Source organism: Streptomyces sp. NPDC111507 (assembly GCF_055638955.1).
In genome coordinates this window covers 15203-40262 of sequence record NZ_JBVKBU010000007.1, presented here as the reverse complement: position 1 = coordinate 40262, position 25060 = coordinate 15203, and the positions used below count along the sequence as shown (strand labels likewise).

The 25060-nt window shown below is 69.5% G+C and carries 26 protein-coding genes and 1 pseudogene; 11 read left to right on the top strand and 16 right to left on the bottom strand.

Annotation, left to right across the window (positions count from 1 at the left end):
* Positions 1-5 precede the first annotated feature (5 nt).
* Genes ACZ7M2_RS27280 through ACZ7M2_RS27260 form a run of 5 tightly spaced genes read right to left on the bottom strand, consistent with a single transcriptional unit; the run spans position 6 to position 4993 of the window.
* Complete coding sequence (locus tag ACZ7M2_RS27280) at positions 6-197, bottom strand: ferredoxin (RefSeq protein WP_405885199.1); 192 nt, start codon at positions 195-197, stop codon at positions 6-8.
* Positions 198-224: 27 nt separating this feature from the next.
* Positions 225-1586 (bottom strand): ABC transporter substrate-binding protein, encoded by a 1362-nt coding sequence (locus tag ACZ7M2_RS27275; RefSeq protein ID WP_471597510.1) that lies wholly within the window; start codon positions 1584-1586, stop codon positions 225-227.
* 37 nt (positions 1587-1623) lie between these two features.
* A complete protein-coding gene (locus ACZ7M2_RS27270) occupies positions 1624-2826 on the bottom strand; it encodes a CaiB/BaiF CoA transferase family protein (RefSeq protein WP_471597509.1) in 1203 nt (400 codons plus the stop codon).
* Positions 2826-4262: an aldehyde dehydrogenase family protein gene (locus ACZ7M2_RS27265; protein WP_471597508.1), complete on the bottom strand. Its 1437-nt coding sequence runs from the start codon at positions 4260-4262 to the stop codon at positions 2826-2828. The genes ACZ7M2_RS27270 and ACZ7M2_RS27265 overlap by 1 nt, the downstream gene beginning before the upstream one ends.
* Positions 4259-4993 carry an SDR family oxidoreductase gene (locus ACZ7M2_RS27260; protein ID WP_190173865.1) on the bottom strand — a complete coding sequence of 245 codons (735 nt, stop codon included), beginning with the start codon at positions 4991-4993 and terminating at the stop codon, positions 4259-4261. The genes ACZ7M2_RS27265 and ACZ7M2_RS27260 overlap by 4 nt, the downstream gene beginning before the upstream one ends.
* 236 nt (positions 4994-5229) lie before the next feature.
* On the opposite strand from ACZ7M2_RS27260, the gene ACZ7M2_RS27255 reads away from it, so the two are divergent.
* Genes ACZ7M2_RS27255 through ACZ7M2_RS27230 form a run of 6 tightly spaced genes read left to right on the top strand, consistent with a single transcriptional unit; the run spans position 5230 to position 10087 of the window.
* The gene (locus tag ACZ7M2_RS27255) at positions 5230-6036 is read left to right on the top strand and encodes a TauD/TfdA dioxygenase family protein (protein WP_471597507.1); all 807 of its coding nucleotides are present in this window, start codon (positions 5230-5232) and stop codon (positions 6034-6036) included.
* Positions 6033-6737 (top strand): SDR family NAD(P)-dependent oxidoreductase, encoded by a 705-nt coding sequence (locus ACZ7M2_RS27250; protein WP_471597506.1) that lies wholly within the window; start codon positions 6033-6035, stop codon positions 6735-6737. The genes ACZ7M2_RS27255 and ACZ7M2_RS27250 overlap by 4 nt, the downstream gene beginning before the upstream one ends.
* Positions 6734-7264 (top strand): carboxymuconolactone decarboxylase family protein, encoded by a 531-nt coding sequence (locus ACZ7M2_RS27245; RefSeq protein ID WP_471597505.1) that lies wholly within the window; start codon positions 6734-6736, stop codon positions 7262-7264. Before ACZ7M2_RS27250 ends, ACZ7M2_RS27245 begins: the two co-directional genes overlap by 4 nt.
* A gap of 34 nt (positions 7265-7298) precedes the next feature.
* The gene (locus ACZ7M2_RS27240; protein WP_471597504.1) at positions 7299-8561 is read left to right on the top strand and encodes an aromatic ring-hydroxylating oxygenase subunit alpha; all 1263 of its coding nucleotides are present in this window, start codon (positions 7299-7301) and stop codon (positions 8559-8561) included.
* On the top strand, positions 8548-8868 hold the full coding sequence (locus tag ACZ7M2_RS27235; protein WP_352047242.1) for a hypothetical protein: 321 nt from the start codon (positions 8548-8550) through the stop codon (positions 8866-8868). The genes ACZ7M2_RS27240 and ACZ7M2_RS27235 overlap by 14 nt, the downstream gene beginning before the upstream one ends.
* Position 8869: 1 nt before the next feature.
* Positions 8870-10087 carry a metal-dependent hydrolase family protein gene (locus ACZ7M2_RS27230; protein ID WP_471597503.1) on the top strand — a complete coding sequence of 406 codons (1218 nt, stop codon included), beginning with the start codon at positions 8870-8872 and terminating at the stop codon, positions 10085-10087.
* Positions 10088-10173: 86 nt separating this feature from the next.
* Here the strand turns inward: ACZ7M2_RS27230 and ACZ7M2_RS27225 are convergent, their stop codons facing one another.
* The 7 genes and pseudogenes from ACZ7M2_RS27225 to ACZ7M2_RS27195 form a co-directional block, all read right to left on the bottom strand.
* Positions 10174-10965: an enoyl-CoA hydratase gene (locus tag ACZ7M2_RS27225; RefSeq protein WP_471597502.1), complete on the bottom strand. Its 792-nt coding sequence runs from the start codon at positions 10963-10965 to the stop codon at positions 10174-10176.
* Positions 10966-10980: 15 nt separating this feature from the next.
* The gene (locus tag ACZ7M2_RS27220) at positions 10981-12129 is read right to left on the bottom strand and encodes an acyl-CoA dehydrogenase family protein (protein ID WP_352053340.1); all 1149 of its coding nucleotides are present in this window, start codon (positions 12127-12129) and stop codon (positions 10981-10983) included.
* Positions 12126-13049 carry an acyl-CoA dehydrogenase family protein gene (locus ACZ7M2_RS27215; protein WP_471597501.1) on the bottom strand — a complete coding sequence of 308 codons (924 nt, stop codon included), beginning with the start codon at positions 13047-13049 and terminating at the stop codon, positions 12126-12128. The genes ACZ7M2_RS27220 and ACZ7M2_RS27215 overlap by 4 nt, the downstream gene beginning before the upstream one ends.
* A complete protein-coding gene (locus ACZ7M2_RS27210) occupies positions 13039-13980 on the bottom strand; it encodes an NADPH:quinone oxidoreductase family protein (protein ID WP_471597500.1) in 942 nt (313 codons plus the stop codon). Before ACZ7M2_RS27210 ends, ACZ7M2_RS27215 begins: the two co-directional genes overlap by 11 nt.
* Entirely contained in the window at positions 13977-14993 is a 1017-nt protein-coding gene (locus ACZ7M2_RS27205; RefSeq protein WP_471597499.1) for a phosphotransferase family protein, read from the bottom strand. Before ACZ7M2_RS27205 ends, ACZ7M2_RS27210 begins: the two co-directional genes overlap by 4 nt.
* Positions 14990-16267, bottom strand: coding sequence for an acyl-CoA dehydrogenase family protein (locus ACZ7M2_RS27200; RefSeq protein WP_190173876.1), 1278 nt, complete (start codon positions 16265-16267; stop codon positions 14990-14992). Before ACZ7M2_RS27200 ends, ACZ7M2_RS27205 begins: the two co-directional genes overlap by 4 nt.
* Positions 16268-16344: 77 nt before the next feature.
* Positions 16345-16659: pseudogene (locus ACZ7M2_RS27195) on the bottom strand (AMP-binding enzyme); the annotation flags it as partial.
* Positions 16660-16951: 292 nt separating this feature from the next.
* On the opposite strand from ACZ7M2_RS27195, the gene ACZ7M2_RS27190 reads away from it, so the two are divergent.
* Together ACZ7M2_RS27190 and ACZ7M2_RS27185 are read left to right on the top strand one after the other, a co-directional pair.
* Positions 16952-17632 carry a TetR/AcrR family transcriptional regulator gene (locus ACZ7M2_RS27190; protein ID WP_079174160.1) on the top strand — a complete coding sequence of 227 codons (681 nt, stop codon included), beginning with the start codon at positions 16952-16954 and terminating at the stop codon, positions 17630-17632.
* Between the two features lie 99 nt (positions 17633-17731).
* The gene (locus ACZ7M2_RS27185; protein ID WP_471597498.1) at positions 17732-18784 is read left to right on the top strand and encodes an NAD(P)H-dependent amine dehydrogenase family protein; all 1053 of its coding nucleotides are present in this window, start codon (positions 17732-17734) and stop codon (positions 18782-18784) included.
* 60 nt (positions 18785-18844) lie between these two features.
* On the opposite strand, the gene ACZ7M2_RS27180 is transcribed toward ACZ7M2_RS27185, so the two are convergent.
* The 4 genes from ACZ7M2_RS27180 to ACZ7M2_RS27165 form a co-directional block, all read right to left on the bottom strand.
* Complete coding sequence (locus ACZ7M2_RS27180; protein WP_471597497.1) at positions 18845-20044, bottom strand: NAD(P)/FAD-dependent oxidoreductase; 1200 nt, start codon at positions 20042-20044, stop codon at positions 18845-18847.
* Positions 20041-20238: a ferredoxin gene (locus tag ACZ7M2_RS27175; protein WP_054235675.1), complete on the bottom strand. Its 198-nt coding sequence runs from the start codon at positions 20236-20238 to the stop codon at positions 20041-20043. Before ACZ7M2_RS27175 ends, ACZ7M2_RS27180 begins: the two co-directional genes overlap by 4 nt.
* A 315-nt stretch (positions 20239-20553) precedes the next feature.
* The gene (locus ACZ7M2_RS27170; protein ID WP_471597496.1) at positions 20554-21243 is read right to left on the bottom strand and encodes a response regulator transcription factor; all 690 of its coding nucleotides are present in this window, start codon (positions 21241-21243) and stop codon (positions 20554-20556) included.
* A gap of 232 nt (positions 21244-21475) precedes the next feature.
* A complete protein-coding gene (locus ACZ7M2_RS27165) occupies positions 21476-22018 on the bottom strand; it encodes a MarR family winged helix-turn-helix transcriptional regulator (RefSeq protein WP_471597495.1) in 543 nt (180 codons plus the stop codon).
* A 123-nt stretch (positions 22019-22141) separates the two neighbouring features.
* Between ACZ7M2_RS27165 and ACZ7M2_RS27160 the strand changes: the two genes are divergently transcribed.
* The 3 genes from ACZ7M2_RS27160 to ACZ7M2_RS27150 all read left to right on the top strand — a co-directional run bounded on the left by ACZ7M2_RS27160 (position 22142) and on the right by ACZ7M2_RS27150 (position 25042).
* Positions 22142-22741, top strand: coding sequence for a TetR/AcrR family transcriptional regulator (locus tag ACZ7M2_RS27160; RefSeq protein ID WP_471597494.1), 600 nt, complete (start codon positions 22142-22144; stop codon positions 22739-22741).
* A 334-nt stretch (positions 22742-23075) separates the two neighbouring features.
* Complete coding sequence (locus tag ACZ7M2_RS27155) at positions 23076-24290, top strand: sensor histidine kinase (protein WP_471597493.1); 1215 nt, start codon at positions 23076-23078, stop codon at positions 24288-24290.
* On the top strand, positions 24287-25042 hold the full coding sequence (locus ACZ7M2_RS27150; protein WP_471597492.1) for a response regulator transcription factor: 756 nt from the start codon (positions 24287-24289) through the stop codon (positions 25040-25042). The genes ACZ7M2_RS27155 and ACZ7M2_RS27150 overlap by 4 nt, the downstream gene beginning before the upstream one ends.
* Positions 25043-25060: the final 18 nt, after the last annotated feature.

Below are 25060 nucleotides of genomic sequence, written 5' to 3'. Positions count from 1 at the left end.
TCCCCTCAGGAGATGAAGATCGCTCGCTCGGGGCAGGACCTGACGGCCTCGATGGCCTCGTCCTGCTGGTCGTCCGAGACCTCTTCCTTGATCACCGAGGAGTGACCGTCGATCTCGCTGAGCTCGAAGATGTCCGGAGCACGCATGGCGCAGAGCGTGTGACCCTGGCAGCGCTCCGGGTCTACCCGTACCTTCACGTCGCTTCCTTCCTGCCGCGGGGGTGGCTACTTGAGGTCGGCCAACGACTTGCCGACATCGGCCAGGGTCATGGGCTTGGTGTAGGTGCCCTTGAACTTGTAGGGGGTCACGTTGCAGCGATAGGCACCGGTGTCGGGCTTGAAGTCGGCGGCCACCCAGCCCTTGGCGGTCGCCTTGACCGGGTCGAAGCACTTGGGAGGCACGGTGGGGGACGACAGGTCCATCGGGGCTTGCAGGCCGCCACCCGTCCACGCGGTCTGCTTGCGCGCGTTGTCGTACACGCACGTGCGGGTGAGTTCGGCGCAGTCGCCCGCGGCGGTGGCGAACAGCAGCCAGCTGGAGAATGACTTCAGCGCCGGCAGGGTGACCTGGGCGTCGGGGGCGTACTTCTTGTAGAGCTCCTCGACCATCTTGGTCGCCGGGTTGGCGGAGGCGTCCTCCAGCGGCGAGAAGCCGCCGAGGTCGGCGAAGTTGGCCTGCTTCGCCAGCGCGGTACCGGCCAGCTGGAGGAAGGCGGGGCCGTAGGCGTTGCTGTTGGCGTCGATCCAGTCGGGTGCGTAGCCGATGTTGGTGAGCACCTGCTCCAGCTTGGCCAGACTGGCGAAGTCACCGAGGAAGACCAGTCCCTTGACCTTCTTGTTCTTGATGGCCTGGGCGTACGGCGTCCAGTCGGACACGCCCTGGGCCGGATACAGGTCCGAGTAGGTGATCTTGCCGCCCGCCGCGATCAGCGTCTCCTTGTCCTGCGCGGTGATGGGCTTCACGACCGGGGAGTCACCGGCGATGATCCCGACGCTGCTCGCCGACGCCGGGTACGCCTCCTTGAGCAGCCAGGAGAAGTAGCCGCCGTAGGGTGAGTAACCGGTGGCGGCGCCCTGGACGGTCACCTGGAGGTCCGCTCCGATGGCCTGGCTGGTCTGGCCGGGGAAGTCGGGGAGCAGACAGTTCAGCCTGTCCTTGACGCCCATGCCGTCGAGCGCGGCGCCGCCGCCGACGAGCGCGAAGTCCGAGCGACAGGCCTCGATCATCCGCTGGCGGACCTCGACGAGCTTGGAGTCGTGGGTGACGGGAACCAGTTTGCGTCCGTTGATGCCGCCCGCGTCGTTGCACCAGGAGGTGAACACCTTGGCCGCGTCGACGAACTCCGGGTTCTTGGTGAAGCCGACGTCGCTGAAGACGCCGACCTTGATCTCGGAGTTGGTGACTCCCTGGGAGGTGGAGGCCTTGGCGGTGCCGGAGTGGCAGACGTTCTTGAGCGTCCCGAAGTCGGCCGCCGCAGCGGAGTCGGACGCCGACGCGGAGGGCTTGTCGCCGCTCGGCGACGTGGTGGAGCGGGCGGAACACCCGGCCAGGGCCAGGACGGCCACAGCGATGAGCAAGCGTCTCATCGGTTCTCCTCGATTTCGTTCCCCGAAAAAAGGGTGGTCAGGTGACCGCGCCCGCTTCTTTCAGCTCGATGATGCGGGGCCAGTCCAGTCCCAGTTCCCTGAGGATTTCCTCGGTCTGGGCAGCGAACTCGGGCGCAGGCCCGAGTGCGGGAGCGGTGGTGTCGAACTGCACGGGGCTGGCGGCCAGATCGATCTCGCCGACCCTGAGCAGGTACTCGTTCGCCCGGATCTGCGCGTCGGCGCCCACCTGCAGGGTGTCCTGCACCGGGGCCCACGGCCCAGCGAGGGTGGCGAAGCGTTCGGTCCACTCGGCGAGGGAGCGGCCGGCCAGCACGGTCCGCAGGATCTTGACGGCCTCTTCGGTGTGGGCGGCGAGCTGCTCCGCCGTGGCGAAACGGGGGTCGTCGGCCAGCTCGGGGTGGTCGATGTGACGGCACACGTCGGCCCAGAACTTGCCGGGCTGGAGCATGACGAAGGCCAGATAGCGGTCGTCGGCCGTGGCATAGATGCCGGACAGCGGGTTGACCGGCGAGCCGTGGGCACCGGGCACCGGTGCCACCCAGGACTTGTCGAGGTGCAGCGAGACCGCGGTGGCCTGGCCGTTGGCCCATACACCGCTGCCGAGCAGGGAGACGTCCACGACCGACGGTTCGCCGGTGCGCTCGCGCCGCAGCAGTGCCGCCGCGATGCCTCCGGCGAGGTTCGTGCCGGAGATGGTGTCCCCGTAGGCGGGTGTGGGGCTGATCATGCCCTCGACGCCGGGTGGGGTGATGCTGGCGGCGGTGCCGCCCCGGGCCCAGAAGGCGGTCATGTCGTACCCGCCCTTCTCGGACTCCGGTCCGCGCGGCCCGAGCGCGCTGCCCCGGGCGTAGATGATGCGGGGGTTCACCGCCCGGATGTCGTCGACGTCGATGCCGAACCGCCGCCGGTGTCCGGGCAGGAAGCTGGTGAGGAACACGTCGGAGCGGCGGGCCAGGTCGTGGAGGACTTCCTTGCCCTCGGGCCGGGTCATGTCGAGGCCGAGGCTGCGCTTGCCCCGGTTGGCGTGCTCGATGTTGGGGTTCGGGTCGCCCTCGACGCGCAGTGTGCCGGTCTGCCGCAGGCCGCGCTGCGGATCGCCCGTGACGGCGTGTTCGACCTTGATGACGTCCGCGCCCCAGTCGGCGAGCACGGCTCCGGCCGAGGGGACGAAGCCGTACATGGCGACTTCGAGGACGCGGATGCCTTCGAGCGGACGCATTACGGGACCACCACCGCGAAGGACTTGGTCTCCAGGAACTCCTCCAGTCCGGCGACGCCGCTCTCCCGGCCGACGCCCGACTGCTTGTAGCCGCCGAAGGGGACTTCCTGGGAGAAGTAGTTGCCGCCGTTGATGCTGAAGGTGCCGCTACGGATCCGGCGCGCCACGGCGATCGCCCGCTGGTCGTCGGCGCTGTGCACCGCGCCGGACAGGCCGAAGATCGAGTCGTTGGCGATGCGTACGGCGTCGTCCTCGCCGTCGTAGGGAATGACGGCGAGCACCGGTCCGAAGACCTCGTCCTGCGCGATCTCGCTGGCCGGGTCGACGTGGGCGAGCAGGGTGGGCGTGTAGAAGAAGCCCGGGTCGACGCGCTTGCCGCCGGTGACCAGCGTGGCGCCGGCCGCGACGGCGCGCTGCACCATGCCGTCGACCTTGTCGCGCTGGCGTTCGCTGATGAGCGGTCCCATGAAGGTCTTGGGGTCGGCCGGATCACCGTACGACACACGTTCGAGGCCGGCCGCGACCATGGCGACGATCTCGTCGTGGTGCTCCCTCGGCACGAGCAGCCGGGAGGTGAGCGCACAGCCCTGTCCCGAGTGGGAGCAGATGGTGAAGGCCGCGAACATGGAGGCGGCGCGGAAGTCGGCGTCGTCGAGCACGATCATGGCGGACTTGCCGCCGAGTTCCAGGAAGACCTTCTTCACGGTGGCGCTCGCGGCCTCCATGATCCGTCGGCCGGTCGCGGTGGAGCCGGTGAAGGTGATCATGTCGACGTCGGGGTGCTGGGTGAGCACCTCGCCGGCCTCGACCCCGGAGGAGACGATGACGTTGACCACGCCGGGCGGGATGTCCGTGTGCTCGGCGATCAGTTCGCCCAGGTACAGCGTGGTCAGCGGGGTGTCCGGGGCGCCCTTGAGGACGACCGTGCAGCCGGCGGCGAGCGCGGGGACCAGCTTGGCGAGCGCGAGCTGGTTCGGGTAGTTGTACGGGATGATCGCGGCGACCACCCCGGCCGCCTCCTTCTCCACCCAGCGGCGGTGGCGCTGCCCGCGGATCTCGGTCTCGCCGAGCTCCTCGGTCAGGGGGTACTTCTCCAGCAGGTCGGTGTAGTACGAGACCAGCTTGACCGGTTCGTCCAGCTGGGGGCCGTGGGTGAGCATGCGGGGCGCGCCGACCTCGGCGATCGTCAGGTCGCGCAGCTCTTCCTGATGGTCGGTCAGCGCCTGGTGCAGCTGGCGGAGGCAGCGCAGGCGCTGGGCGGTGTCGGTCGCCCAGCTCGTGGTGTCGAAGGCGCGGCGGGCGGCCGCGACGGCGGCTTCGGCGTCGGCGGCCGTGGCGTCGGGGGCCTGGTCGAGCACCTCGCCGGTCGCGGGGTTGAGCGAGGGGAAGGTCTTCTCGGTCTCGACGAGCCGGCCGTCGATGAGCAGGCGCTTCACAGCCGGACCACCTGTCCGCCGTCGACGCTGACGACCTGACCGGTCAGCCAGCGCGCCTCGTCCGACAGCAGGAACAAAACGGCGGGCGCCAGGTCTTCGGGCGTGCCCATCCGCTTGATGGCCAGGCTGTTCGTCATCTGCTCCTGGAACTCCTTGGGCACGATGCTCCGGGTGGCGTCGGTGTCCGTGGGGCCCGGCGCGATCCCGTTGACCCGGATGTTCTTGCCGCCGAGTTCGGCGGCGAGCGAGGCGGTCAGGCTGTTGATCCCGGCCTTGGCCAGTCCGTAGTAACCCCCGCCGAGCCAGGCGGCGGTGGACGACTGGTTGACGATGGCGCCGCCCTCGGGCATGTGCGGGACGACGGCGCGGGTGCAGTGCAGCGCGCCCATCAGGTTCACCTGGAGGAAGCGGTTGAGGTAGTCGAGGGGGACCGTGGTGAGGCCGTCGCGCCGCATGCTGTGGAAGATGGCAGCGTTGTTGACCAGGTAGTCGATGCGTCCGAACTCCGCCATCACGGCGGCCGCCATCGCCTCCGCCGACGCCGGGTCGGCCACGTCCACCTTGACGAACAGCGCCGCGTCGCCGATCTCCTTGGCGACCCGCTCGCCCTGTTCCTCGTTGAGTTCGGCGACCACCACGCGTGCGCCCTCGGCCGCCAGTGCCCGGGCATAGCCCTCGCCGATGCCCTGGCCCGCGCCGGTGACGATCGCAACCTTGTCCTGGAACCGCATCCTGCCTCCTTGCTCGGATGTCGTGGAAACTACATTCTCAGTCTGCGCAAATCAATATTCCGGAAACGAGAACGTCATGGCAGACAGGAGAAGGCGAGGACCGGCCAAACCTGACCATGGTTCAGGATCGGAGGCTCACCTCGGCGGGCAGCGGGAGGCGAGAGGCCGGTCGTCCCGGGCCTTCCGGTAGACCAACCGGCGAGAATACTATTCTCGCATCCGGAAGGGAGATTTTCATGATCGCAACGAAGGCCCTCAGCCCGAGCCTGGGCGTAGAGGTCACCGGCGTCGGCAATCTGCTCGACGATCAACTGATCAGCCGGTGCGCGGAGGCGCTCCAGTGGCGCGGCATCCTTCTCATCCGCGGACTGCACCTCGACGACGAAGGCCAACTGGCCTTCAGCCGCAAGCTGGGCAAGGTCTTCGCGGTGCGGGGCAAGGAGATCTTCACCGTCTCGCTCGACCCGGCCAGGAACCCGACGGCCGAGTACCTCAAGGGGACGTTCCACTGGCACATCGACGGCACCACCGACCCCGTACCGACCAGGACGACCACGCTGACCGCCCGGCACGTGGCCATGACCGGCGGCGGGACCGAGTTCGCCAGTACCTACGCGGCGTACGAGAACCTTCCGGAGGCGGACCGCAAGCAGTACGACGACCTGCGCGTGGTGCACAGCTTCGAGGCCGCCCAGCGGCTGGTGACGCCCGACCCGGGTCCCGAGCTGCTCGCGGGCTGGCGCGAAGTCCCCACCCACGAGACGCCGTTGGTGTGGAAGCGCCGTGACGGCCGCCGCTCACTGGTGATCGGGGCGACGGCGGACCACATCGTCGGCATGGCGGCCGCCGAGAGCCGGGCCCTGCTGGACCGGTTGCTGGAGTGGACCACCCAGGAGAAGTTCCGCTACGCCCACGACTGGCGGGTCGGCGACCTGGTGGTGTGGGACAACACCGGGATGCTGCACCGGGCGCTGCCCTACAGCGCCGACTCGGAGCGGACGCTCCAGCGCACCACCATCGTCGGCGACGAGGAGCTGTCATGAGGACGGCGGTCGTCACCGGCGGCGCTTCCGGTATCGGTCTGGCCATCGCGGAGCGGCTGGCCAAGGACGGCTACCAGGTCGCCGCACTCGACCTCAGTCCGTCGGACACGAGTGTCGTTCCGGCCACCGACGTCGCCGACCGGGCCCAGGTGGATGCGGCGCTGGCCGCGGTCAGGGAGCGGCTGGGACCGGTCACGATCCTGGTCAACGCGGCCGGCATGGACGGCTTCAAGCGCTTCTCCGACCTCACCTTCGCGGCCTGGCACCGGGTGATCAACGTCAATCTGAACGGCGTCTTCCACTGCGTGCAGGCCGCGCTTCCGGACATGGTGGAGGCGGGCTGGGGCCGGATCGTCAACATCTCCTCCTCCAGCGCCCAGTCGGGCCAGCCGTTCATGACGCACTACGTGGCGTCCAAGTCGGCGGTCAACGGCCTGACGAAGGCGCTGGCCCTGGAGCTCGGCCCGTTCGGCGTGACCGTCAACGCGGTGCCGCCCGGTTTCATCGACACCCCGATGCTGCGCAAGGCGGAAGCGCGCGAACTGCTCGGCGGGACGGTCGAGGAGCACATCCAGCGCACTCCGGTACGACGGGTCGGCCGCCCGGAGGACATCGCCGCGGCCTGCGCGTTCCTCGTGTCGGAGGAGGCCGGCTACATCACGGGCCAGATCCTGGGTGTGAACGGGGGCCGCAACACATGAACCGTATCCCGCCGCTCCCCTACGACGAGTGGGACACCGAGGCGATGGCGTCCTTCGCACCGGGGCGCACACTGCTGCCGTCCAACGCCCTGGGTCTCTTCGCGCAGCACCCGGAACTGGCCACGGCCTTCCTGGGCTACAGCCGATATCTACTGAGCCGCCGTTCGACTCTGACGCCGCGCACCCGCGAACTGGCCATCCTGCGGGTGGCCTGGCGCAGGCGCTGCCAGTACGAGTGGTCCCAGCATGTACTGATCGCCCGGAAGGCAGGCGTCACCGACGAGGAGATCGACGCGATCCGCGCCGGCGAACCGACCTCGATCACGAGGGCGGTGGACGAACTGGAGACGGACTCGGGCCTGTCCGACGACACCTACCAGGCGCTCGCCGCCGAACTGAACGACCGGCAGCTCATGGACCTGGTCTTCACCATCGGCACGTACGGCCTGCTGGCCATGGTCCTCAACACCTTCGAGGTGGAGCTCGATCCCGGCCTACCTGCGGAGAATTTCACTATCACTGAGTGAGAATGCTATTCTCATTCCGGAAAGGGGAGCAGCCATGCCACACTTCAGCAAGCCTGAGGCCGGGAGCTGGACCGAGCAGTACCCCGAACTGGGCACGAGTCCCGTGAACTACGAGGACTCGATCGATCCCGCCTACTACGAGGCCGAGCGGGAAGCCGTCTTCAAGCGGACCTGGCTCAACGTCGGCCGCGTCGAACAGGTCCCCAAGCCCGGCCACTACTTCACCAAGGAACTCGCCGCGGCCGGCACCTCACTGATCATCGTGCGCGGCCGCGACCAGCAGATCCGCGCCTTCCACAACGTCTGCCGCCATCGCGGCAACAAGCTCGTCTGGAACGACTTCCCGGGCGAGGAGGTCAAGGGCACCTGCCGCCAGTTCACCTGCAAGTACCACGCCTGGCGCTACGACCTCACCGGCAAGCTCACCTTCGTCCAGCAGGAGGGCGAGTTCTTCGACCTCGACAAGGACGACTACGGCCTCAAGGAAGTCGCCTGTGACATCTGGGAAGGCTTCGTCTTCGTCAACCTCGACCCCCAGCAGAGCCTGCGGGAGTACCTCGGGGACATGGCCAAGGGCCTGGAGGGCTACCCCTTCCACGAGATGACCGACGTCTTCACCTACAAGGCCGAGATCGGCAGCAACTGGAAGCTGTTCATCGACGCCTTCGCGGAGTTCTACCACGCTCCCGTCCTGCACCAGAAGCAGGCCACCAAGGAGGAGGCGGAGAAACTCCTGGGCTACGGTTTCGAGGCGCTCCACTACGAGCTGCACAGCCCCCACTCGATGATCTCGTCCTGGGGCGGCATGGCGCCGCCGAAGGACCCCTCGATGGTCAAACCGATCGAACGGGAGCTGCGCAGCGGCCTGTTCGGCCCCTGGGACCGGCCCGACATCGCGGGCCTCGACCCACTGCCGGCCGGTGTCAACCCGGCCCGTCACCACTCCTGGGGCACCGACTCCTTCGTGCTGTTCCCCAACTTCATGCTGCTCCTGTGGGCACCCGGCTGGTATCTGACGTACCACTACTGGCCGACGGCCGTGGACAAGCACCTGTTCGAGGCGAACCTCTACTTCGTCCCCGCGAAGACGGCCCGCGACCGCCTCGCCCAGGAACTCACCGCCGTCACCTTCAAGGAGTACGCCCTCCAGGACGGCAACACCCTCGAGGCCACCCAGACCATGCTCAAGGGCCGCTACGTCACCGACTTCCCCCTCAACGACCAGGAGATCCTCCTGCGCCACCTCCACAAGGTCGTGAGGGACTACGTGAAGGAGCACACCGATGCTGCCGAGTGACTTCGCCGAACTCGAGCCCTACAGCGACTGGATCCTCGGCAGCGAGCGCGAACGCTACGCCAAGCGCCTCGCCAGCAGCATGGCGGACATGCAGGCGTTCTACGACGCGGCGTTCCCCCTGCTGGACCGCGCGACGACGCACCTCGACACGTTCCCGCTCGACGACCTGCCCGAGCCCGAACGCAACCTGATGCTGCTCATGTTCTCCCTCGTCATGGTGTCGTTCCCCATCGAGGTCTGGAAGCAGCCCCGCGTGCCCGACTCGGGCGCCGCCTACCTCGACGTCATCGCCGAGCCGCAGGTCTGAGATGGTCACGCTCAAGGCCGCCCGCGTCCTGCACGTCGACACGGGGCGGATCGAGGAACCGGGTCTGGTCACCGTCGACGGCGACCGCATCGCGGGCGGCGGAGAAGGGGGCGACGGTGACGTCCTGGATCTGGGCGACGTCACCCTGCTCCCCGGCCTGATGGACATGGAGGTCAACCTCCTCATGGGAGGCCGGGGCGAGGTCCCGGGCCTCTCCCCCGTCCAGGACGACCCGCCGCTGCGCATGCTCCGCGGGGTCGCCAACGCACGCCGGACACTGCGCTCGGGGTTCACCACCGTCAGGAACCTCGGCCTGTTCGTGAAGACCGGCGGCCATCTGCTGGACGTCGCCCTGGCCAAGGCCATCGACGCCGGTTGGATCGACGGCCCCCGCATCGTCCCCGCGGGACACGCGATCACCCCGACCGGAGGGCATCTGGACCCCACGATGTTCGCCGCGTACGCCCCCGGCATCATGCCCCTCTCCCTGGAGGAGGGCATCGCCAACGGCGTCGACGAGGTGCGCAAGGCCGTCCGCTACCAGATCAAGTACGGCGCCCAGCTCATCAAGGTCTGCGCGTCGGGCGGGGTCATGTCCCACACCGGCACCGCGGGCGCCCAGCACTACTCCGACGAGGAGTTGCGGGCCATCGTGGACGAGGCCCACCGGCGCGGACTCAAGGTGGCGGCGCACACCCACGGCGCCGCCGCCGTCCGGGCGGCCGTGGAGGCCGGCATCGACTGCATCGAGCACGGCTTCCTGCTGGACGACGAGACCATCGAGCTGATGGCCGAGCGCGGCACCTTCCTCGTCGCCACGACCGCCCTGATCGACGGCATGGACATCTCCAAGGCCCCGCCCGAACTGAAGGCCAAGGCCGGCGAGATCTTCCCGCACGCCAGGACGGTCGTCGCCCGGGCCCTCAAGGCGGGCGTGAAGATCGCGGTCGGCACCGACGCGCCGGCGATCCCGCACGGCCGCGGCGCCCAGGAGCTCATCGCCCTCGTCGAGCGCGGGATGACCCCGCTGGAGGTGCTCCGGGCGGCGACGGTCAGCGCGGCCGAACTGATCGACGCCGAGGACCGCGGACGGATCGCCGAGGGACTCCTCGCGGACCTGATCGCCGTACCCGGCAATCCGCTGGAGGACATCTCGGTGATGGCCGACGTCCGCTTCGTGATGAAGGGAGGGAAGGTCTTCCGTCACGAGCGCGACTGAACAAGGTCGGCCCGCGGGGTTGTTCTGAGGGGCGGGGCGCGTTGCGCGCCCCGCCCCTCAGGACGTCGTCTTCAACCCGGCCGCGTTCACTGCGCCTTGATGTGGTCCTTCATCTCTTCCAATCGCGTGAGGATCGGGTAGCCGCCCACGCTCAGCGCGTTCCCGTGCCCGGTCTCGTGGATGTCGAACACCGACTGGACGGCCGCGTAGAAGCCCTGTACGTCCAGGGTCTGGTTGACAGCCCGCTTGGCCTGGCGCAGCGCGAAGGGGTGCATCCGCGCGATCTGCCCGGCCAACTCCATGGTGGCCGCCTCCAGTTCGTCGAGCGGGACGACACGGTTGACCATGCCGACCTTCTCCGCCTCCTCGGCGGTGACGGCCCGGCCGGTGAACAGGATCTCCTTCGCCTTGCGCGGTCCGAGCTCCCAGGTGTGACCGTGGTACTCCACTCCCCCGATGCCCATGTGCACCACGGGATCGGAGAACTCGGCGTTCTCGGCGGCCACGATCAGATCGCAGGGCCAGCAGAGCATCAGGCCGCCCGCGATGCACTTGCCCTGGACCGCGGCGATCGACGGCTTGGGCACATTGCGCCAGCGCAGGGTGTACTCCAGGTACCTGCGCGCCTCGGCTGTGTAGATCCACTCAAGGGTGATCTTGTCGGGGCTCGGCCAGCGGTCCTTCAGGTCGTGGCCGGCCGAGAAGTGCCGTCCGTTGCCCCGCAGCACGATCACCCGTACGTCGTCGTCGGCCGCGGCGCGGGTCCAGGCCGCGTCCAGGTCGTCGAGGAGTCCCATGGTCTGGGCGTTGGCGACCTCGGGCCGGTTGAGGCTGATGACCGCGACCCGGTCCTCGACCTCGTACAGAATCTGGTCCATCCACGTCCTCCTGGGTTATCTCGGCAGGCCGAGGACGCGCTCGGCGATGATGTTGCGCTGGATCTCCGAGGTGCCGCCCGCGATCGTCCCGGCGAAGCTGCGCGCGTACCGCTCGAACCAGCTGGAGATGAAGTTGTCGATGCTCATGTGGTTCGGCGGTCCGGTCACTTCGGGATGGACCAGGCCCTCCGGCCCGCGGTCCTCCAGTGCGTTGAGGCTCGCGACCTGGATCGCCTCGGAGCCGAGCAGCTTGAGGACCGACAGCTCCGCCGGGTCACGGTCGCCGCCCAGCTGTCGGTAGCCGAGCAGCCTGAGCGCCTGGGCGTCCATGAGGAGCGTCGCGTACCACTCCTCGTCGCTGGGCGCGTCCCGGATCAGGTCGTCGAGGCGCTCGGCGAAGCTCAGCCACAGCATGGTCCGCTCGTGCCCGAGCGAGCCGTGCGCCACCGACCAGCCCTTGTTCAGAGGACCGACGAGGTTCTCGCGCGGGACCCGGACGTCGGTGAAGAACACCTCGTTGAAGTCGAGGTCGTCCTGGGCGGCCATGGACGCGAACGGCCTGCGCACCACCCCCTCGGTGTCGGTGGGGATGAGCAGCACGCTGATGCCCTTGTGCTTGGGCGCGGCCGGGTCGGTGCGGACGAAGGTCAGCAGGACGTCCGCGTCGTGCGCGCCCGACGTCCACACCTTCTGCCCGTTGACGACGAAGTGGTCGCCGTCCAGGACCGCGCGGGTGCGCAGCCCGGCGAGGTCGGATCCGGCGCCCGGCTCGCTCATGCCGAGCGCCGCCGTGATCTCGGTGCGCAGGAGGGGAATCGCCCACCGCTTCTTCTGCTCCTCGGTCCCGAAGGTGAGGATCGAGGCCGCGATGATGCCGATGCCCTGGGGGTTGAAGCTGTGGTAGATCCGCCGCCTCGACAGCTCCTCCAGGTGGGCGAGTTGCTGCGGCAAGGTGGCGTTCCGGCCGCCGTACTCGGGGGGTTTGCCAGGCAGCAGCCAGCCCGCGTCGAACAGCGTGCGCTGCCAGCGGCGCGCCCAGGCGGGGACGTCGGCGCTCGACCGCGACGCGGGGTGGGCCTCGTCCGGGGTGGGCAGACGGGCGTCGAGGAAGGCGGCGAACTCGGCGCGAAACTCCTCCACTTCGGAGCCGGAGTCCAGCTTCATCCCGCCACCACCCCTTCCTGCCCGCTCGTCTCCCGATACGGCCCGGACCTCTCCTGTTCCTGCCGCGTCTTCTCCAGCAACGCCCTGCGGTGTACGGCCGCCGTCCCCAGCAGCAGATCGCCGGCCTTGGCCCGCTTGAGGTGGATCTGCAGTTCGTTCTCCCAGGTGAAGCCCATCGCTCCGAAGAGCTGGAAGCCGTTACGGAAGACGATCCGCTGGCACTCCCCGGCGGCGGCCTTGGCCATCGAGGCCGCCCTGCCACGCCGTGGGTCGTCCTCGGCGATGGTCAGGGCGGAGAAGTAGGCGAGGGCCCGGGCCCGTTCGATGGCGACGTACATGTCCGCCGCCTTGTGCTTGACGGCCTGGAAGGAGCCGATGGGCACGTCGAACTGGACGCGTTCCTTCACATGGGCGACGGCCAGGTCCAGGATGCGCCGGCAGCTGCCGACCGTGGAGATCGCCAGGCCCATCAGGGCGAGGTCCGGGATCCCGGGGACCAGGTCGGGCACCTCCACATGGGCCGCGTGGAGGGTCGGGTCGAAGATGTCGACACGTGCCGCGCCGAGCTCCGGGCCCGCCACGATCCGCACGCCGTCGCGGGTGAGCAGGGCGATCTCGTCCGCCCGGTCCGCGTCGAGGACGAACCGGCCGGTGCCGTCGAACACTCCGGTTCCCGAGCCGCTCGGCAGCCGCCCGGCGAGCGGAGCGAACCAGGTGGCCGTGGCCAGGAAGGGGGTCGGATCGGCGGCGTACCCCAACTCCTCCAGGACGATGGCGAGTTCCACCGGAGGGGCCTCCAGCCACCCCAGTTCCAGATAGGTCGCCCAGAGCTGGTCCGCGGGCTGCGAGCGCGACTTGGCGACCGTCTCCCGTACCAGCCGTTGCAGCAGCCGTTGGTCCTCGTCGAACTCAAACTCCACGGCCCACCTCCAGAAGGGTCTTGCCGATGGCACGGCGGTCCAGGTCCAGGGCCGTCGCCACCGCGTCGAGCGGGTGGACGGCGTGGACCCGGGGGTGGATCAGGTCCTCGGCGAACATGCGGTTCAGCTCGCCGCGGGTGACGGCCAGCCGCTCCCGGGCGTGCCGCGCCCAGCCGCCGAAGTCGAAGCCGTGGATCGTGACGCCCTTGAGCATCGCCAGATTGAGCGGGAGCCGGGGCACCTCGCCGCTGGCGAAGCCGACGTTCACGAACCGGCCGCCCCAGCGCATGGCCCGCAGCGCCTGTTCGGAGTGCGGTCCGCCGACCGGGTCGATCACGAGGTCGGCGCCGCCCGAGTCCCGCAGCCGCCACTTGAGGTCGTCGTACGGGAGCGCTTCATGGGCGCCCTGTTCGAGGCAGGCCGCGCGCTTCTCCTCGGTGGAGGCCACGGCGACCACCTCCGCGCCGAGCAGCGCGGCCAGTTCGACGGCCGCGAGACCGACCCCGCCGGCCGCGCCGAGCACCGCCACCCGCTCCCCCTCCCGGAGACGGCCGATCAGCGTCAGCGCGTTGTAGGCGGTCGCGTGCGAGACCCCGAAGGCCGCCGCGCGCCGGGTCGGGATCGTGTCGGGGATCCGGTACAGGCTGGCCGCCCGGACGGCGACCCGCTCGGCGAAGGCGCCGACGAAGACGGACCCGAAGACCCGCTCGCCCTTCTCGAACCCGTGCCCCGACTCGGCGACCACCCCGGCGAACTCGCTGCCCGGAGTGAACGGCAGGTCCGCCTTCACCTGGTAGGTGCCTTCGACCACCAGGACATCGGCGAAGTTCACCGCCGCGTAGTGCACTTCGACGGGTACCTCACCGTCCGGGTCGGGGATCTCCTCGACGACCACCGGGCCGCCGACCGCATGGCACCGTGCCGCCCTCATAGCCGTGTCGTCGCGGCCAGTTCGGCCGCCCGGGCCGCCATCTGCAGGACCGCGTCCCCGTAGTAGGCCATCTTCGGGTTGCCGCCGTCACCCTTCACATGGCGGGCGTAGCCGCCCTCCAGCACGATCGCCATCTTGAACCGGGCCAGGATCACGTAGTAGTCGATGTCGGCGACGTCCCGGCCGCTGACCTTGGCGTAGTGCTCGATGATGTCGGCCCGGTCCGGCATGCCCGTGTAGTCGGCGTACTTGCCCGCCGCGTCCCGGTCCTCGTCGGCGTTCGGCCACCCCATGACGACCCAGCCGAGGTCGAGCAGCGGGTCGCCCACCGTGGCCATCTCGAAGTCGACCAGAGCGGCGAGCTCGGCGGGGGCCCCGTGCTTGAACATCACGTTGGCGAACTGGTAGTCGCCGTGGATGATGCCCGGCTCCCAGTGCCGGGGCCGGTGCGTACGCAGCCAGGCGGCCGCCGCGTCCAGCCCCGGTATCTCGCGGAACCTGAACTTCGCCAGATGTGCCTGCCAGCGGTCCACCTGGCGGTCGTGGAAGCCGTCCGGCCGGCCGAAGCCTTCGAGTCCCCTGGCCCGCCAGTCGACGTTGCCCAGCTTGGCGATGCCCTCCACCAACTCGTAGGCGAGGCCGGGGCGCAGGGACAGGTCGCTCTTGAAGGGCTCGGGCCAGCCGTCGGTGTTCATGGGCGACCAGCCGTTCACATGGCCCATGAGGTAGAAGCACGAGCCGATCACGTCGGTGTCGTCGCAGACCGCGATGGCCTCCGGGTGCGGCACCTCGGTCCCGCCCAGTGCGTTCAGCACCCGGAACTCCCGCAGCATGGTCTCGTTGCGGCCCAGCGGGACCTTCTCCGGGGGCTTGCGCAGCACCATCCGCCGCTCACCGCGCCGGATGTCGAAGATGTCGTTGGAGGTGCCCCCGGATATGAGGGACACCTCAACCGGTTCACCCGGAGCGATGTCCTGACCGTCCAGCCAGCGGGCGAGCGACTCGATGTTCACATGTTCTCCAGCTGCTTGCGGGCCCACTCCCGGCGAGCGGGCAGATGCTGTGAGGGCCAGGGCCCCGACGCGGCCTCGTAGCCGCGCAGGAGGTCCTTGGCCACCGTGACCTTGTGGATCTCCGAGGGCCCGTCGACGACCGCCATGACGGCCGCGCCGGTCCACATGTCGGCGAAGGGCATCTCGTTGGACACGCCCAGGGCGCCGTGCAGGTGCATGGAGCGGTACACGATGTCGTGCAGCACCTTCGGCGTCAGGAACTTGATGGCGGAGATGTCCTTGCGGACCCGCTTGTAGTCCTGGTACCGGTCGATCTGCCAGGCCGTGTGCAGCACGAACAGCCGGAACTGCTGCAACTGCGCGTAGGAGTCGGCCAGGTCCGCCTGGACGAGCTGCTTGTCGGCCAGTCTGCTGCCCTGGGTCTCCCGGGACAGGGCACGCTCGGCCATCATGTCCAGCGCCTTCTGGCACTGGCCCACGACCCGCATCGCGTGGTGGACCCGCCCGCCGCCGAGCCGGGTCTGCGCGATGGCGAAGGCCTGGCCCTCGCCGCCGAGCAGCGCGTCACCGGGGACGCGGACCCCGTCGTACTCGATGAGCGCGTGCATGCCCTCGTCCGGGGCCTCGCTCATCAGACCGAGGTGGCGCTCCATCCGGATGCCCGGGGTGTCACTGGGCACCAGGAACATCGACATGCCCCGGTACGCGCTGACGTCCGGGTCGGTCACCGCCATCACGATGACGAACTTGGAGGTGCGCGCGTTGGAGGAGAAGAACTTGCGGCCCGTGATGACCCAGTCGTCGCCGTCCCGTTCGGCGCGTGTGGTGAACATCTTCGGGTCGGCGCCGGCCTGCGGCTCGGTCATGGAGAAGCAGGAGAAGCACTCGCCTTCGAGCAGCGGCTTGAGATAGCGCTCCTTCTGCTCCTCGGTGCCGTAGCGGGCGATGATCTCCGCGTTGCCGGTGTCCGGCGCGGCCGTGCCGAAGATGACGGGGGCCCAGCTGGACTCGCCCAGGATCTCGTTGATCAGAGCCAGCTTGAGCTGTCCGAAGCCGCGTCCACCGAGCTCCGGGCCGAGATGAGGAGCCCACAGACCCTGGTCGCGCACCTGCTGCTTGAGGGCCCGGACGACCGGACCGGTCTCCTCGTCGAGGGGGTGGAAGGCCCGGTCGGGGTAGACCAGGTCCAGCGGGTCCACACGCTCGGCGCGGAACCACCTGATCCACTCCAGTTTCTTCTCGAACTCCGGCTCGGTGGAAAAGTCCCATGCCATGTCAGACGATCCTCGTTTCGTGGTTCCGCCAGTACGTCTCCCGGAGCAGGCCCCATGCGCAACGTGCCGCTGGGGTCCCTGGGCAGACTGAGGACGAAGTCGACGGCGCGCGTGCGCTTGTACGGGGCGAGACGCTCCCGGCAGTACGCGAGCAGCTCGTCGGCACTCACGTCGGCTGCGGCCGGCTGGACCACCGCGAGGACCCGTTCGCCCCCCTCGGGGTCCGGGACCCCGATCACCGCGACGTCGGCCACCCCCGGGGTGCACGACCAGGGCGTCCTCGGCCTCCTGCGGGGAGATGGTGACCCCACCGGGCAGGGCGCTGCGCCGTGCAGGACCACGTGTGGGCTGCTCAGGTCACGGGCGCGCCGCGCGGCGGGAAGCTTCAGCATGCGGACGAACAGGGTGGGGGCGAACGGTGCGTGCGTGACCCGGTGACGCTCGATCAGCTCCAGACACTCGGCGGCGGGGTCGCCCATCGGGCCGGCCCTGGCGACTTCCAGGAAGGCAGCGCCGCTGGGCATACGGATCGCGACGGCGTCCCCCGGCTTCGCCTGCCATCCCAGATGCATGCGGTGAGAATATCATTCTCAGTGAATGCAAGTAAGAGTCTCGCAACCTGTGATGCGCGATTCGGTAGGGCGCCCCAACTTATTCCCACTGAAGTGGAGTATCGTTCTGCAAGTGACCGCAGTCCCCGAAGAACCAGCGTGGCGCCAGCGCGCCGTAGAGCGATCGACCCGTGCCGCGAAGCTTCGCGCCGAGCAACGCGTGCAGCGCTTCCTGGACTCGGCACAGGAGTTGATCGTCGAGAAGGGCACGACCGACTTCACCGTCCAGGAGGTCGTCGACCGCTCGAAGCAGTCTCTGCGCAGCTTCTACCAGCACTTCGACGGCAAACACGAGCTGCTCCTCGCCCTGTTCGAGGACGCCCTCTCGATGGGCGCCGCCAAGGTCCGCGAGGCGGCGGCCACCGAGAGCGACCCGCTGCAGCGCCTGCGGATCGCCGTCGAGACGCTCTACGAGCAGTCGCATCCCAGCCCCGGCGTCCAGCGCCCGCTGTTCAACGACTTCGCTCTGCAACTGCTGGTCAAGCACCCCGAGCAGGTGGCGACCGCCCACATCCCGCTGCTCACGGTCTTCACCGAGATCATCGAGCAGGCCGCCGAGGCGGGTCTCATCGCCGGCGGGAAACCCCGCCGCCAGGCCGCCCTCGTCATGCAGACCGTCATGTTCGCCTCGCAGGCCCACGGCGTCCCCGCCGACAGCCACGCCCACCCGGTGACCTCCGAGGAGGTCTGGCAGTTCTGCCTGGGCGGCATCTCGGGCGTTCCGGCCACGGCGGGCAGGTCCGCCTCCGCGTAACACGGGCCCCCAACCCCCTGGCCTCCCACACGGGGAGTTCCATTCTCCACCTCGGAGAGTATGGTTCTCACCATTGTGCCGGAGGATCAGGGGGTTCCCATGACCGTACGGACGGACGCCAGGCCTCACTACCGGGTCGTCCAATGGGCCAGCGGCAACATCGGCTCACGCGCGCTGCGGGCGGTCCTCGAACATCCGGACCTGACGCTGGCCGGGCTGTACGCGCACACGCCGGACAAGGCGGGACGTGACGCGGGCGAGCTGTGCGGCCTGGGCCCGACGGGTGTGATCGCCACCCACGACATCGACGAGATCGTGGCGCTCGGCGCCGACTGTGTCCTCTACACGCCCCGCGCCTGCGACATGGACGAGGTGTGCCGGCTGCTGGCCTCGGGCGCGAACGTCGTGACGACGCGCGGCGAGTTCCATCGCGCCGCCAGTCTCGACCCCACGGTGCGCGAGCGGGTCGAGGCCGCGTGCGAGAGCGGCAAGTCCTCGATCCACAGCACCGGCAGCAGCCCGGGGTTCATCACGGAGGCGCTGCCCCTCGCCCTGAGCTCGATCCAACGGCGGCTCGACGGCCTGACGATCGAGGAGTTCGCCGATCTCTCCCAGCGCGACTCGCCCGGACTCCTCTTCGACGTGATGGGGTTCGGCAAGCCCCCAGCCGAGTACGACGAGCGCCGGCTGTCCGTGGTCCGCGACAGCTTCGGTCCGTCGCTGCACATGGTCGCCGACACGCTCTCGATCCCGCTCGACTCGGTGGAGGCCGAGGGGGAGGTCGCGACCGCGCTCCGCCCGGTCCACATCGCGGCGGGCACCCTGCGGCCGGGCACCGTGGCCGCCCAGCGGATCACGGTCTCGGGACTGCGCGGCGGCCGACCGCTGCTGCGCTTCCGCGCCACCTGGTACTGCACCACCGACCTCGACCGCGCCTGGGACGTCCGCGCCACCGGCTGGCACGTCACGGTCGACGGCGACGCACCGCTCGACATCGACCTGCGCTTCCCGGTGCCCCTCGACCGGATGGCCGCCATATCGCCCTCGTACACGGCGAACCGCGCCGTCAACGCCGTACCGGTGCTGTGCGAGGCGCCCCCCGGGATCCGCTCGACGGCCGACCTTCCGCACATCGTGGCCCGGCTCGGGTGAGCCGCTGAGCGACAACGACACACCGGCCGTCGGCCGTTACGGGATCCTCGGCGCCGTGACCTACGTCCGGCGGGCCGAGGCCCCGGAGGGCGGCGGCGCGTCGACGGCCTCGTGCCATGACACGCCGGTGGCCACGGCCTGGCGCCAGCCGCGGATCGCCTTGGGCGGCATGCCGATCGCCAGGGCCCCCACCAGACGGTCACCGGTACGGTAGGCGACCACGAACCGACGTGCGGCCAACTCGCCTTCCACCACGGCGACTTCGTCGTGTCCGCGCAGATGACCGAACGCCTGCACCTTCATGTCGTACTGGTCCGACCAGAAGTACGGCACCGGCGCGAACGGTTTGCGCGCGTCCGGACGGAGCAGATTGCGGGCGGCGGCCATGCCCTGCTCGGCGGCGTTGGTCCGGTGCTCGATCCGCATCGACGTACCGAACAGCGGATTGTGCCAGCGGGCCACGTCCCCGGCCCCGTACACACCTGGCGCGGCGGCACTGTACTCGTCGCACACGAGCCCGTCGGCCACCTTCAGGCCGCTGCCCTCCAGCCACTCGGTGTTCGGCAGCGAACCGATCGCCACCAACACCTCGTCGGCCGCGACCAGTTCCCCGTCCGTGAGCCGTACGCCGGTGTCGGACACCTCGGCCACACCGACCCCGGTGCGCAGGTCCACGCCGTGCTCTAGATGGGCCCCCGACAGGACCCGTCCCACCTGCTCACCGACCGCGTGGGCCAGCGGAACCGTCGCCGGCTCGAGAAGCGTGACCTCCGTGCCCAGCCCCCGCGCCACGGCGGCGGCCTCCGCGCCGAGGAACCCCGCGCCGACGACCACGAGTCGCCGCCCGGGTCCCAGCCGGTCCCTGAGGGCCAGCGCGTCGTCCAGGGTGCGCAGCACATGCGTGTCCCCCTCGCCGGGAAGCCTGCGCGGCCGTACGCCGGTCGCCACGACCAGGCCGTCGTACGGCAGTCGCGCCCCGTCGGCCAGCAGTACCGCGCGCCCGGCGAGGTCCAGGCCGGTCGCGGCGTGCCCCAGACGCAGGTCGAGGTCGAGGGCGTCGAGATCGGCACGGGCGCGCAGCGGCAACCGCTCCGGGCTCCACTCGCCGGAGAGGATCTGCTTGGACAGCGGTGGACGGTCGTAGGGCAGGTGGGCCTCCGCACCGACGAGGGTGAGGATGCCGTCGTACCCCTCCCGGCGCAGCGTCTCGGCCGCCGCGAGCCCGGCGGCCGAGGCGCCGACGACCAGGATCCGCCTCACTTCTCGACCAGCCGGATCGCCGCGGCCGGGCAGATCGCGACGGCCTCACGCACGCCGTCGAGCAGCTCGGCGCCGGGCTCCTCCGCCAGCAGGATCGCGACGCCGTCGTCCTCCCGCTGGTCGAACACCTCGGGCGAAGCCATCACGCACTGCCCGGACGCGACGCACTTCGGTTCGTCCAGTTCCACACGCATGATCTTTTCCTTTCGGTCGGTACAGGCCAGTACAGGTCGGCGCGCGGTCGCAGTCGCAGTCGCAAGGGAAGAACCCGTGTCGGAGTGCCCTCGTCCCAGATGCGAACCTTCGCGACCGGCTTCGGGTCACACGGCTCCACCGGCGCCGGCACCGAGGGCGCAGCCATGGCACTCCTCGGTGGGGGGCTCCGCAGGGACGGAGAACGAAGAACGACGGAAAGGCCAGTACGCATAGGCAACCGGACCGGACTGACACCCTCCGGTCAGTTTCCTGACCACAAGCTGACGTGACGCAGATCACCATCGCGGGCGAGGTCAGTGGCCGAGCCAGTACCCGAAGCCCCTCCGGGTGTGGATCAGCACGGGACCTTCCTGGTCCACCTTGTGCCGCAGACGGGAGACGAGCTTCTCGATCGCGTTGTCGGCACGACCTTCGCCCCACACATGACGGCAGATCTGCTCCTTGGACAGCACCCGCTCGGCGTTGACCAGCAGATGCCGCAGCAGTCGGTACTCCGCGGGGGTGAGGTCGATCTCCCGTTGGCCGCGCCAGGCCTGACAGGTGTCGTCGTCGAGGACCGGGTCTCCGTAGGACGGTCCTTCCCGTGCGGGACCGCGGTCGCGCAGCAGCACCTCGGCCCGCGCGAGGACCTCGGCGATCCGGAACGGCTTGGTGACGTAGTCCTCCCTGCCGGCACCGAGTTCGGGGACGAGTCGACCCAGGGTCTGATAGGCGGTCAGGAAGAGCACCGGGGGGCGATCGGCGGGCGTGAAGCGGCTCCCGCGGGAGAGGCCCTGCAGATCGGGCAGGGTCACGTCGAGGACGACCAGGTCGAAGCGGTGCTCGACGAGGCGCACCATGGCCTCGGCGCCGGTGCTCACCGTACTGACCCGATAGCCCGCCAACTCCATGGTCGTCGCGAGCAGTTCGGTGGTCTCGGCGTCCTCGACGACGACCAGGACGTGTTGCCCGTCACCGCGGGCCGGCGACCGCTTCTCACTCATGTTCCCATCCCCGGAACGACCATTCGTGCAGAGCTGGAGCATCACGACTTCACGACTTCACACGGTCGACCTCACGGTCAGTGCGTCACGACGTCCGCATGACCGTCTGCCGACATACCCGGCCGGGTCGCACGGACGGACGACCAGGCGCTCACCCACGGGCTGGAGTTCACGGAGGCTCCCTCGACGGGCGGCCACGCCCCACCCCCTCAAAGGCGATACCTCCGCGGCATCACTCCGACCACGTCACCCTCCGCCCCCGCCCGCACCGCCCGAGGGCCCGGCCCCCGCTCTCCTCGCCCTCGGTGGCATGCGCGAGGAAGTCGTCGACCATCCCGAGGAACAGCGTCGCAAGGCGCCGCAGCTCCCCCGGTGTCCACTCCGCCAACGCCATCCGCATGCCCCGCGAGCTCGTCGCACGGATCCGGTCGATCGCGTCCCGTCCGGCCGGGGTCAGCTCGATGCGCTGAGCCCGCCGGTCGTCGGGGTCGGGCGCGCGGTTCACATAGCCCGCCTTCTGCAGTTGCCGCACCTGCCGGGTGATGTGGGACGCCTCCACCTCCAGCCGGGCCGCCAGCTCACCAGGACGCAGGGGATCGGAGTCGGCCAGCTGTCGCAGCAGTGCCACTGCGGCACGGTCCAACCGCAGTCCGGCCATGGCCATCAGGCGATCGTGCTGACGGACCCGGCTGTTCAGGCAGGAGATGCGATCGAGGGCTCGCTCGATCTCGATCACGTCGTCCGAGGCGGGCGCTCGTTGCACTGGTGCGGGCATGCCACCAAGGTAGCACTGCTTGCCTGACTCAAGTAAGTTCCAATACACTTGCCCACGTCAAGCAATCCCCTCGTCCGAATGCCGTCCGCATAGCAAGCGCTCACACAGCGCTACGATGCGCTGGTGGATCAGGGGAAGGCACGTGGCCCGTACGCGAAGACACCAGCCCGGCGAGCGGAGATCGTGCGCGCGGCGCGCGACAGCTTCGCCGAGCGCGGATACGCCCGGGCCTCGCTCCGCGACATCGCCGAGCGGGCCGGCATCACCCACGCCGGTCTCCTGCACCATTTCCGCAGCAAGGACGAACTGCTCGCCGAGGTACTCGCCCAGCGCGACACCGAGGAGTGGGAGGAGGGCGTGGCCCAGGTCGACAGCCTCGAAGCGCTCGCGCCCTACCTCGGCACTCTGCTGGTGCGCCACCAGAAGACCCCTGAGCTGATGCGTCTGTGGCTGGAGCTGGCGGCGGCCGCCTCTCGGCCGGACCACCCCGCGCACGGTTACTTCGTCGACCGGTACGAGCGCAGCCGCATCCACGTCACTCGACGCCTGAGGGAGCTGGAGGCGCAGGGGAAGCTGCGAGAGGGTCTCGGTCCGGACAGTGCGGCGACCCTTTTCCAGGCGGTACTCAACGGACTGCAGGCGCAGTGGCTGCTCAACCAGCGCCTCGACATCATCGAACCGCTGAACCGTTTCCTCGACCTCATCCTGGTGACCGACGCCTAAGCGCTCCGCTGGAAGTGCCGGGATGTGCCGTCGATCGTCTGCGGCGCCCTCGTGGATGGTCGCGCAGTTCCCCGCGCCCCTTCACGGCGCTGCCGAACCGCAGCGGACTTCACCCGACCCGCTTAGACCTACGCCCACGTTCGCACCGGCGTCCCCGTGCGCGGCGGGCGTGCGCGGCGGTCCGCTCGTCATGCTCAGGTAGGGCATACCGGTCGTCTGATACTGCGTTCTCAGTAGCCGGGAGAGTCGGCACACACATGACGACGGGACGTTCCTGCTCAGGCAAGCTGAAAAGGTTCACCATGGTCACAGCACCCGACAGGAAACCCTCCCGATGAACACCAGCTGGCAGCGGTTCGCCAAGGACCACCCCCGCGTCCTGCGGGTGGCGGTCGTTCTGCTGCTGTTCGCCGCCGCCGCTCTCGGCAGCACCTGGACCAGCGGGGAACCCATCGGCCGACACATCGCCCCGTGGCCGGGTGTGCTCCTGGGCGGCATCGGTGCCCTGGCCCTGATGTGGCACCGCAGGTACCCGCTCACGGTGGTGGCGGTGACCGCGGCCGCCGCCAACGCCGCCAGCGCTCTGGGCTATCTGATCACTCCCCTGCTGCTGGCACCGCTCATGGCCGCGCTGTACTGGCTGGCCGTCCAGACCGACCGCAGGACCGCGCGCGTCGGCCTGGCCGGCACCGCCGCGCTGCTGGTCACCACCGCGCTGCTCGTCGACTCCTATCACCATCCGCTGTCCCTCGTCCTCGAGACGGTCGGCCCCGTCTTCTGGGTGCTGGTGCCCATCACCTGGGGCACCGCGACCCGGCTGCGGGCCGACTACCTGGAGGCCGTGCACGCCCGCGCGGAGATCGCCGAGCGTACCCGTGAGGAGGAGGCGCGGCACCGGGTGGCCGAGGAGCGCATGCGCATAGCCCGTGAGCTGCACGACGTCGTCGCCCACCACCTTGCGCTGGCCAACGCGCAGGCCGGGACGGCCGCCCATCTCGCGCGCACCCATCCCCAGCAGGTGCAGAAGATCCTCGACGACCTCGCCGGCACCACCGCATCGGCGCTGCGCGAACTCAAGGCCACCGTCGGACTGTTGCGCCAGACCGACGACCCCGACGCGCCGCTGGAACCGTCCCCGGGCCTGGACCAGCTCTCGGAACTCACGGCCGCGTTCGCGACCGCCGGGCTCAAGGTCGACGTCACCACCGAGGGCGCGGCATGTCTGCTGTCACCGGGAGTGGACCTGACCGCCTTCCGCATCATTCAGGAAGCGCTGACCAACGTCACCAAGCACGCCGCCTCGGACACCGCACACGTGCGGCTCGTCTACTCCCACAACCGGCTGACCATCACGGTCACCGACGAGGGGGAGACCACGGTGACCGCCGACCCGGCTCCGGGCCACGGTTTCGGACTCATCGGCATGCGTGAGCGCGCCCTGTCCGTGGGTGGCCGACTCAAGGCCGATCACCGGGCCGAGGGCGGCTTCGAGGTCACCACGGATCTGCCGCTGTACACACCCGCCCCGGAAGAGGACCGCACCCCATGACCATCAGTGTGCTGCTCGCCGACGATCAGGCCCTGCTCCGGGCGACCTTCCGGATCCTGATCGACTCCTGCCCCGACCTCGAAGTCGTCGACGAAGCCACCAACGGCAAAGAAGCCGTCGACCTCGCCCGCATCCACCAACCCGACGTCGTCCTCATGGACATCCGCATGCCCCACACCGACGGCCTCACCGCCACCGCCACCATCTGCGCCGACCCCCACCTCGACGCCACCCGCGTCCTCATCCTCACCACCTTCGAAATCGACGAATACGTCGCCCAGGCCCTCCGCGCCGGAGCCAGCGGCTTCCTCGGCAAAGACGTCGGCGCCGACGCCCTCCTCGACGCCATCCGCACCGTCGCCGCCGGCGACACCCTCCTCTCCCCCCAAGCCACCCGCACCCTCATCACCCGCTTCCTCACCACCCCCACCCCCAACGCCCCGCTCGCACCCCCCGAAGCCCTCACCACCCTCACCGCCCGCGAACGCGAAGTCATGGCACTCGCCGCCGAAGGTCACTCCAACAGCGAGATCGCCGACCAACTCACCGTCAGCCCCCTCACCGTCCGCACCCACGTCCACCGCGCCATGACCAAACTCGGCGCCCGCGACCGCGCCCAACTCGTCGTCATCGCCTACCAGACCGGCCTCGTCACCGCCACACCCCCACCCCTTGACACCGCACCACGCCGGGAGGCCGCCCCGCCCCGTCCTGTGATAGCCCAGGAGGAGCAGGATCTCCACGAGAGATGAACCGGGGCATCGGGAGAG